The organism is Romboutsia sp. 13368, assembly GCF_018336475.1.
Taxonomy (GTDB): Bacteria; Bacillota; Clostridia; order Peptostreptococcales; family Peptostreptococcaceae; genus Romboutsia.
Genome location: NZ_CP048741.1, coordinates 2,341,240 through 2,343,132 on the forward strand (window position 1 = coordinate 2,341,240; position 1,893 = coordinate 2,343,132).

Here is a 1,893-nt window from a genome sequence, read left to right on the forward strand (position 1 = left end):
GGTAAGAAATAAAATAAAAAGGTTATACTACTAAATACCAATATATCACCATCTTTCAATTATAAAAAATTCGCTTCGCTTGAGCGACGTGTCGGCGAAGCATTTAGGATACATCCGTTGCTCAAAATGTCATTTTTTACTTTCATACAAAAATTACCAATANNNNAATTTAATTTATTTATTTAAAAATATACACCTAATATATTCATATATAATCTGAAATTTAATATAACTATTCTATTTTTATATTAAAAAACCACCTATAAATATATAGGTGGCATAATATCCTTATTATAAAACTCTCTTAGCTGTAACAAATCTTGAACTATAATAAGATGAGTTTATACTTGTTACACTAACTGTTTTTCCTGATGAAGGTGAATGTATCATATTTCCTCCACCTACGTATATACCAACGTGGCTAACTCCTTTACCACTAGTATTAAAGAATACTAAATCTCCTGCTTGTAAGTTTGACTTACTTACAGTTTTTCCGTATCCTGATTGTGCACTAGATGTTCTTGGTAAACCTACACCAACTGCATTTCTAAATACATATGATGTAAATCCAGAACAGTCAAATGAATTTGGTCCTTCAGCACCCCAAACATATGGGCATCCCATTTTAGAGTAAGCTAAATTTAACACAGACTGTACTCTAGATGTACTTGATGCTGGTGGATTGTATGAACTATTACTTTGTTGTGATGGTTTTTTATTAGTAACTTGTCCACTTCCACTATTTGTTGAACTATTAGAACTTGATGAAGATTTGTTGAACTATTAGAACTTGATGAAGATTGAGTTGCGTTATTTTGAGTTATAGAAGCTTGAGTACTAACTACTGTCTCTTCTACTTCTATAACTGGTGCTTCTTCAGATACATATAATGCTCTTATATATCCTTCTTCTTCACCTTTTTTAACTTTTAACCAATTTTCATTAGTTTCTAATACTTTTACTTTAGAACCTATTTCTAATTCTTCTATTATTTCAGAATCAGTATTTGCTTCTTTTCTGAAGTTTACCTTTTCACCTGTAATATACCCTGTTGATTCTGTTATATCTACATATCTAGCAGGTAACCATCCTTCTCTATCTTCTAAAGCAACTTTAATCCACTCACCTTGAGTTCCTACAACTTTGAATTCATCACCTGTGTAAGCAACATGTTGAACTTCTCCATCTGCTCTTACTTTTACAGCAACTCCATCTTTAATAACTGCTGTTTTATATGTAGATTGTTGGTATTCACCTAAATCTAAGGCTTTATCTGATTTTTTTTCATTTTCCTTGTTATTTTCTACTTCATCTGCATGAGCATCAACTGCATTCATTGAAAATGCCATTAATGATGCAAATACTGGTACTAATATTTTTCTCTTCATAATATTTCTCCCTCCAAAAATTAACCATAAATAAAATATTTATGGGTTATTTTTATAGGTGCTCTTATCATATAGGATAAAATACTAATACACAAGATTTTTGTAAATTTCTATTTATATATATGACAATTTTTTGTAACTCTTTTGTAATCTATTTTTTTATTTTATATAGTATTCTTATATTATTAAAGTAATTAAGTACGTAATAAGTAATTTTTTAAATTTACATCTTGTATAAAAATATGATATTTGTAACTAATTAAACTAATTATTTTATCCAATGTATCACCTAAAAATACATTCTTTTAATAATTATTATATATCAATTATGCCTATAAGTAAAGATATTTATGGGTTTCCAGTCATTTAATAACATAAATTCCACATTTATGTTCTTTTTTATATCTAATTTTATTTTTAAAAATAGTATTAAATTGCTTTTAAAAATAAGTAAAAAATGGCCTGATGACCATTCTTTACTTATTTAAACTTTCACTTATACTTT

2 protein-coding genes are annotated in these 1,893 nt (G+C 27.4%); both read right to left on the reverse strand.

Annotation, left to right across the window (positions count from 1 at the left end):
- Window positions 1-291: 291 nt before the first annotated feature.
- A complete protein-coding gene (locus G3997_RS09805; RefSeq protein WP_296645585.1) occupies window positions 292-648 on the reverse strand; it encodes a C40 family peptidase in 357 nt (118 codons plus the stop codon).
- Window positions 642-1,388, reverse strand: a complete 747-nt coding sequence (locus G3997_RS09810) for an SH3 domain-containing protein (RefSeq protein WP_296645586.1) — start codon at window positions 1,386-1,388, stop codon at window positions 642-644. The genes G3997_RS09805 and G3997_RS09810 overlap by 7 nt, the downstream gene beginning before the upstream one ends.
- Between the last annotated feature and the right edge of the window lie 505 nt (window positions 1,389-1,893).

Coding starts and splice junctions, on each gene's coding strand:
- G3997_RS09810 (WP_296645586.1), bottom strand. CDS start 1,388: ATGAAGAGAAAAATATTAGTACCAGTATTTGCATCATTAATGGCATTT.